Annotated in this window: 9 protein-coding genes and 1 tRNA gene; 4 read left to right on the forward strand and 6 right to left on the reverse strand. The window is 32.0% G+C overall.

Annotated features, from left to right (window positions below):
• The first annotated feature begins 119 nt into the window (after positions 1-119).
• From HPY79_12095 to HPY79_12105, 3 genes are read left to right on the forward strand one after another with little or no spacing between them, the layout of a single operon-like run.
• Positions 120-992, forward strand: coding sequence for a hypothetical protein (locus tag HPY79_12095; GenBank protein ID NSW46545.1), 873 nt, complete (start codon positions 120-122; stop codon positions 990-992).
• A gap of 10 nt (positions 993-1,002) precedes the next feature.
• On the forward strand, positions 1,003-1,845 hold the full coding sequence (locus HPY79_12100) for a DUF2271 domain-containing protein (GenBank protein NSW46546.1): 843 nt from the start codon (positions 1,003-1,005) through the stop codon (positions 1,843-1,845).
• A 1-nt stretch (position 1,846) separates the two neighbouring features.
• Complete coding sequence (locus HPY79_12105) at positions 1,847-2,212, forward strand: hypothetical protein (protein NSW46547.1); 366 nt, start codon at positions 1,847-1,849, stop codon at positions 2,210-2,212.
• 17 nt (positions 2,213-2,229) lie between these two features.
• Here HPY79_12105 and HPY79_12110 read toward each other — a convergent pair whose 3' ends face one another.
• From HPY79_12110 to HPY79_12125, 4 genes are all read right to left on the reverse strand, one after another.
• On the reverse strand, positions 2,230-2,808 hold the full coding sequence (locus HPY79_12110) for a 5-formyltetrahydrofolate cyclo-ligase (GenBank protein NSW46548.1): 579 nt from the start codon (positions 2,806-2,808) through the stop codon (positions 2,230-2,232).
• Position 2,809: 1 nt separating this feature from the next.
• Positions 2,810-3,304 carry a 16S rRNA processing protein RimM gene (rimM, locus tag HPY79_12115; protein NSW46549.1) on the reverse strand — a complete coding sequence of 165 codons (495 nt, stop codon included), beginning with the start codon at positions 3,302-3,304 and terminating at the stop codon, positions 2,810-2,812.
• A 3-nt stretch (positions 3,305-3,307) separates the two neighbouring features.
• Complete coding sequence (locus HPY79_12120) at positions 3,308-3,850, reverse strand: 30S ribosomal protein S16 (protein NSW46550.1); 543 nt, start codon at positions 3,848-3,850, stop codon at positions 3,308-3,310.
• A gap of 187 nt (positions 3,851-4,037) precedes the next feature.
• Entirely contained in the window at positions 4,038-4,364 is a 327-nt protein-coding gene (locus HPY79_12125; GenBank protein NSW46551.1) for a helix-turn-helix transcriptional regulator, read from the reverse strand.
• Positions 4,365-4,567: 203 nt separating this feature from the next.
• Between HPY79_12125 and HPY79_12130 the strand changes: the two genes are divergently transcribed.
• On the forward strand, positions 4,568-4,738 hold the full coding sequence (locus HPY79_12130) for a hypothetical protein (GenBank protein NSW46552.1): 171 nt from the start codon (positions 4,568-4,570) through the stop codon (positions 4,736-4,738).
• Between the two features lie 64 nt (positions 4,739-4,802).
• Here HPY79_12130 and HPY79_12135 read toward each other — a convergent pair.
• Both HPY79_12135 and HPY79_12140 read right to left on the reverse strand, forming a co-directional pair.
• A tRNA-Phe gene (locus tag HPY79_12135) sits at positions 4,803-4,875 on the reverse strand.
• A gap of 544 nt (positions 4,876-5,419) precedes the next feature.
• Positions 5,420-5,728: a hypothetical protein gene (locus tag HPY79_12140; protein ID NSW46553.1), complete on the reverse strand. Its 309-nt coding sequence runs from the start codon at positions 5,726-5,728 to the stop codon at positions 5,420-5,422.
• Positions 5,729-6,096 lie beyond the last annotated feature (368 nt).

Below are 6,096 nucleotides of genomic sequence, written 5' to 3' on the forward strand. Positions count from 1 at the left end.
CCATGAGAATAAATTCACAGCAACCGAAAATGAAATTATCACTCACAAATAAGCCTTGCTCTTTATTCGAATGGCGTATTCCATGTGACCTTAATTTAAAAATTAAAAAATAATTACACATGAAAAAATTTTGGTTTGCAATAGCATTATTAAGCTTAAATTTTAATTCAAGGGCACAGGATGATATTCCTGTTGATAATAGTTTATCAGATAACGATAATAGCAAGGTCGAAAAAATATTTCCTACCATTCAAATATTTAATTTGCCAACAACTACATTATTACCTAAAGGTGAGATGAAATTGTATTTAGCTCATCGCATGGGAGTAATGGGTACAGGTCTTGATGGTTTGTTCGGTTTATACCAAGCTAATTCACGTTTTGGAGCCGATTTAGGACTAAACAGATTTTTAAATATAGGAATAGGTAGTACTAGCCAGCAAAAGTTGTATGATGGTTATTTAAAAACAAGAATTATTAAACAATCGAACAAATTTCCATTAGAAATTTCTGCTTTCACTTCGATTGCTATAAGTGCCTTAAAACCTAATTATCCTGAAGACAAGCAAGCCACTTGGCAACAAGTATTTTATACCAATGAACTCCTTTTTTCACGTGCTTTTTCTAATCGTTTTTCAGGTCAATTAGCCTTTGCACATGTACATAAAAATATGGTGGCTACAGCTAAAGACAAAAATGATATTATTAGCTTTGGTGGTGCTTTAAATTTAAAAACAGGTCGAATGATATATTTAGCTGCTGAATATATGTATTTACCTGCTAACCAAGTAGTTTCTACAGAAGCACAGCAACATATTGTTTCGTTGGGCGTTCAAATCCATACCGGTCCTCGCCATGTATTTCAAATATTTTTGTCAAATGCAGTGGGAATTGTTCCGGGAACTGTTTTAACTGAAACGCAACAAAAGTTTACACCTAAAAATTTACGAATATGTTTTAATATTCCGACAACGTTTAATATATTTAAATAATTTTTAGCATATGAAGAAAGTTTTATTTTTATCAATGTTTATTATGTCGTTTTATGCAATAAAAGCACAACGACCTGAAGTTGTATCGTTAAAGGCAACGGGCGATACCGCCATGATTTTTACTGTAACCACCCAAAGTTATGGAGGCACGTATGCTCCAAAACATTGCTTAGCTATTTGGGTAACTGATAATAACAATGTGTTTAAAAAGACCTTAAAGTTAGCCGCTTCCACATACAAAGTTCATCTCGTAAAATGGAATCAAATGTCGGCAGGAAATGTTACCGATGCTATTACAGGTGTTTCTATGACGTCGCATACTACTCATACGGTTGTTTGGAATGGAAAAGATAAAAATGGAACCATACAACCCGATGGAACCTATAAAGTATATATTGAATTTACAGAAAGCAATTCGGCACAAAGCTCAATTCCTGATGGACCGTGGACAGCATTTACATTTACAAAGGGAATTACCCAAACTCAAAATCCAGCTGATGTGACGTTTACATATAACAATCAAAACAAATTAGTGTACAAGTCTATAACCATACAGACTTTTGGAACTACGGGAATTAGCGAAATGTTAAGTGGTGGCAATGTGTCCATTTATCCAAATCCAACCAGCGAAGAAGCACAAATAAGGGTTTCAATACCAAACGATACCAAATTAAGTGTTAGTATTTACAATATGGATGGAAAACTTGTTCATCAATTCCCATCAAAAGTATATGAAAGTGGTGAGCATATATTCTTTTGGTATCCCCAAGCCGAAAATGCAAAACCTGGCATTTATTTTGTAAAAGTAGCTTCCGGTTTAAAATATGTTACCTACAAATTAATAGTAAAGTAATATGAAAAAAATTGCATTAAGTTTGTTTTTGGTATTGTTTACCACTATTGCCGTATTGGCTTGTGAAATTACACTATCCATTGATGGCAAAGAAAAATCAAAGTATAAAACGGGTGACGAAGTAATAGTAAAAGTTAAAGTAGTATTGATTCACAAAAATTGCAACATCGACATTAAACAGACAAAATTCAACCAAGAAGGTGTTAAAATTCTTAGCGGTACCGATTGGAAAGAAGTTGAACCCGGTGTTTGGGAACGTAAGTTAAAGGTTAAAATTACAGCAGCTAAAGGCGAAAAAGCAAAAATTTCGGCAGTTCGTACTTGCCCTAAAGGTGGAGGAAACGAAAGCATCGAATTTCCGTTATAGCAATAAAAAAAGCCCCTTTAAAGGGCTTTTTTGTTAATGGTTAATAGTTCGTTTTCGGTAATGATATAGTCCATTTGAGCATCGTATTCATCAATGGGTATTTTATCTAAGAGTTGAAAATCAAAGCATATACCTACTCGTATACCCGAAGTTTTAGGTAAAAATTTATCGTAGTAACCTTTGCCTCGTCCCATTCTAAAACCCCTTCTATCAAAAGCCATGCCCGGTACGAGGATGATTTCAATTTTATCAATATTATGAAATGTTTCGCCTATAGGTTCTAAAATACCAAAAGGGGGAACTTTTTGCATGTTATCTGTTCCGGTAAACGGTATAACAACTAATTCATTTTCGTGAATTACGGGCAGTAAAATAGTATATTGAGAGCTATTTTTAATGATCCATTCTTGAATTAGAACTTCATCGGGTAATGACCAGTAGGCCATTATTATACTTGGTTTTTGAATATTTAAAAAGTTTTGAATATGGGTTATAATTTTATGCGATTTATTTTCTAAATCTTGAAAAGTGTATGAACTTTTTAATGTTTTTATATGTTTACGTAGTATTTTTTTTTCTTCCTGAATATGGGTCATATTATGGTAGTTCGATGATTACAATTTTTTTATTATGATTGATTTCTTTTATAAATTCGTTATGAAAAGGAATTAAAATGGATTGATTATTTTTTTCTATTTGGGCTAATGGATTACCTTTAATTGGGATAATTTCGCTAATTTGTCCTAAATATTGTTTTTGGTTATATAATTTATATCCTTGCAAATTTTGGTAAATGGGTTCAATCTTCTTAAGCCAAATTAATTTTTTATCGACATGCAATGGGCATAATACAAATGGTTGTATTTTATCGATATCGTTGTAATCGATGAATTTTAATATAATTGTTTTATCATCAAGAATTTCATACCATTCAACAGAAAAAGGAATGAGCGTTCCTTGATATTGAAGGAACACCCATTCCTTTAGTTTAAAATTTTGAGGTAATGGGAAGTCGAATTCTATAATGACTTCACCTTTAGTTCCATGCGTTTTTTTTATATAGCCTACTTTTTGGCTATTAAAGCAAAGCATGTACTATGCGTTTTCGTTATTTTCTACTTCGTTTGTAGTTTCAGTTTGATTTTCGGATGCTTCGGCTTCTTTTGCTTTTTCTAATTCTTTAGCTTTCTTTTCGGCAATCGCTTTTTGACGTTTTTCGTTAACTTGAGCTTCTGCTTCTAATCTTTTTTTCATTTCATCGGAAGCACTCCTCGATAGGTGATTTTTCTTTTCTTCAATTTTGCGTTCTTTGGCTTGTTTCCAAGCTTCGAATTTAGCTTTAGCAGTAGCTTCGTCGAAAGCTCCTTTTTTTACACCGCCTAAAAGGTGTTTCATATAAATAACCCCTTTGTAGCTGAGGATTGCTCTACATGTTTCAGTTGGAACAGCTCCTTTTTGTAACCAATCGAGTGCTTTTTCGAAGTCTAAATCGATGGTAGCGGGGTTAGTAATAGGGTTATAGGTGCCGATTTTTTCGATGAACTTGCCATCACGTGGCGCCCTACTATCCGCAACTACAATGTAGTAGAAGGGACTTTTTTTCTTACCATGTCTTGCTAATCTAATTTTTGTTGGCATAATTAAATTGTTTAAAATGAGGTTGCAAAGATAATATTTTAAAATGTAAAGACAAAAAAATAATTATAAAAAAGAAACCGCCCTTTTTAGGCGATATTTGATGATACTTGTAGGAACCTTCTTAAAAAAATAAAATTATTGCAATAAAATGTTTATATGTATTAAAAATATAACCATTTCTATATAATTATTTTTCATTATCAATTATTTTTATTAATTTTTCTAAACGATCAAGCCTGTTTTTAATGTCAATAATTGTAAATGATATTTCTTCCTTCACTTTATTTCTATAATATTCTACTGGCTCACTTACTTGCAAATTGTTTTCGTTTTTCCATAGTTCTGATATATCTATATCCAAAATTCTACAAATTTTTTCAATCGTTGTTATGTTAGCCTCGTTAGTTTTTTTTATTCGTTGGTAACCAGAATAACTTATTCCAACCCTAGAACAAAGTTCTTTTATTGAAATATTTTTCCTCTCTCTAACTCTCTCAATTATAGTAAAGTTCATATAATTGTTTTTAAAATTTGGTTATAAAACACATATAATGTCTATTAAAAAGTTGCAAAAATGTATATAAAAATGTATATTTGTCTTTCAAATTAAATATAAAAAGTCAATTTAAACATGACTATTTTAATAATATGTCTTTTAAAGACTAAAAATTTATGTGAATATTAAGCATAATGCTCAATAATATCAACATAGAAAATATGACAGCTGAAGATTTATATTTATGGTTATATTACCAGAAAAATATTTTATTGCATGAAATTCAGAGATTTGCAAAAAATAGTAAAGAGTATTCAGAAGTTTGCGCTTATATTAATGCAATTAATGAAACGCTAAATTATATTGATAAACATAATTTAAAAGTTAAATAAAGATAAAATTTTTTTAAAAAGCTACATTATAATGAAAAAGAGCAGCCGCAAAGCTGCTCTTAAGTGGTACCCGTTGGAGTTGAACCAACGACCTACGGATTTTCAGTCCGTTGCTCTACCAACTGAGCTAGGGTACCGGTTCATTTTTTGTGCCTGCAAAGATACAAAAAAAATGAATGATACAAGTATTTTTCAAAAAAAATATCCACATTAAGCGGATATTTTTATGATTGATTGAATATCAATAATTTATTCAATATTTTTGAATTTGTCTTTTTTGTGTGTTGAATTTAATAATTCAAACAGCTCGTATATTATTGGTTAGGATATGTTTAAATAAACCTTTTTTTATTGTTAAAAAAATTTTGATGCTAATGCGAATCATTTTGAGAGCAATAGGTTTTGAGAATTTAGAAATTTCTCACCAATCTCTTGCTCATGCTCAAAAAGGTTAGAACCTTCAACCCGCTTTAAAACTTCTACATATCACAGAAATTTTAAATGGAAAAACCGTAAAGCGAAGCGTATTGCTCTCTATCGGTTTGCCGCTAAAACCAGGCAGGGAGTTAAAAATTGTTTCCCTATCCTCCGTTAACAGCAATGCTAAGTTAGGAATTACTTTCTTATCTGCAAATCAAGCCCTGATTGGGTTTAGCTGCTGTTAGCGCCTGTGTAGGTATGTTAATATTTCCCGAAAAATTTAGAAATGTCAAAATATATTACCTTTTCTACGCCATCAGCCGTCACTATGGTTATTATATCGTATGGTTTCTTTTTATTATAAGTGAGAGATTGTCCTTTTGAAGTATATCCTGGATAGTTCTGTCTAAGCCATGCATATTCAGCACCGACACCTTTTGATTCACTTCTCTCATTTATTACAATAGCTTTCTCAAATGATGAACCATCATTTTCAGTCGAAGTAGAAATATTTTCTTGATTAATTTGTTCATTCGATAATTTTTTCGTTGTAGAACAAGAGATTATCAAACAGCTAAATGCAAATATTGTTAAAATCTTTCTCAGAGGTTATTGTTATTAAAATGTTTCTCTATCATAAAAATGTTCAAGCGAATTACATTGACGCTAACGGCTTCGGAATTACCTTCGGTGAGAACGCTACGCTTAGTTGGTGCAGCAGAGCCCGATGTTTTGCTTGCAAAACAGTAAAGGGCGAAGCTGCATCCTAATTGGGCTCTTTTACACCAATTCTCGTGATAGAAGCTGTACGCTTCATGCGGGAATAGGCATCGAACAAAGAACGTTATCCAGAGCTCGATTATTTCCGAAGCCGTCCCGAGTATTCGGGAGAGAGCAATAGGTTTTGAGAATTTAGAAATTTCTCACCAATCTCTTGC

Source organism: Bacteroidales bacterium, from assembly GCA_013314715.1.
Taxonomy (GTDB): domain Bacteria; phylum Bacteroidota; class Bacteroidia; order Bacteroidales; family GWA2-32-17; genus Ch61.

What these genes read in the sequence shown, in the direction of transcription:
- HPY79_12095 (NSW46545.1), top strand. Translation starts at nt 120, where the DNA reads ATGAAAAAATTTTGGTTTGCAATAGCATTATTAAGCTTAAATTTTAAT.
- HPY79_12100 (NSW46546.1), top strand. Translation starts at nt 1,003, where the DNA reads ATGAAGAAAGTTTTATTTTTATCAATGTTTATTATGTCGTTTTATGCA.
- HPY79_12105 (NSW46547.1), top strand. Translation starts at nt 1,847, where the DNA reads ATGAAAAAAATTGCATTAAGTTTGTTTTTGGTATTGTTTACCACTATT.
- HPY79_12110 (NSW46548.1), bottom strand. Translation starts at nt 2,808, where the DNA reads ATGACCCATATTCAGGAAGAAAAAAAAATACTACGTAAACATATAAAA.
- rimM (NSW46549.1), bottom strand. Translation starts at nt 3,304, where the DNA reads ATGCTTTGCTTTAATAGCCAAAAAGTAGGCTATATAAAAAAAACGCAT.
- HPY79_12120 (NSW46550.1), bottom strand. Translation starts at nt 3,850, where the DNA reads ATGCCAACAAAAATTAGATTAGCAAGACATGGTAAGAAAAAAAGTCCC.
- HPY79_12125 (NSW46551.1), bottom strand. Translation starts at nt 4,364, where the DNA reads ATGAACTTTACTATAATTGAGAGAGTTAGAGAGAGGAAAAATATTTCA.
- HPY79_12130 (NSW46552.1), top strand. Translation starts at nt 4,568, where the DNA reads ATGACAGCTGAAGATTTATATTTATGGTTATATTACCAGAAAAATATT.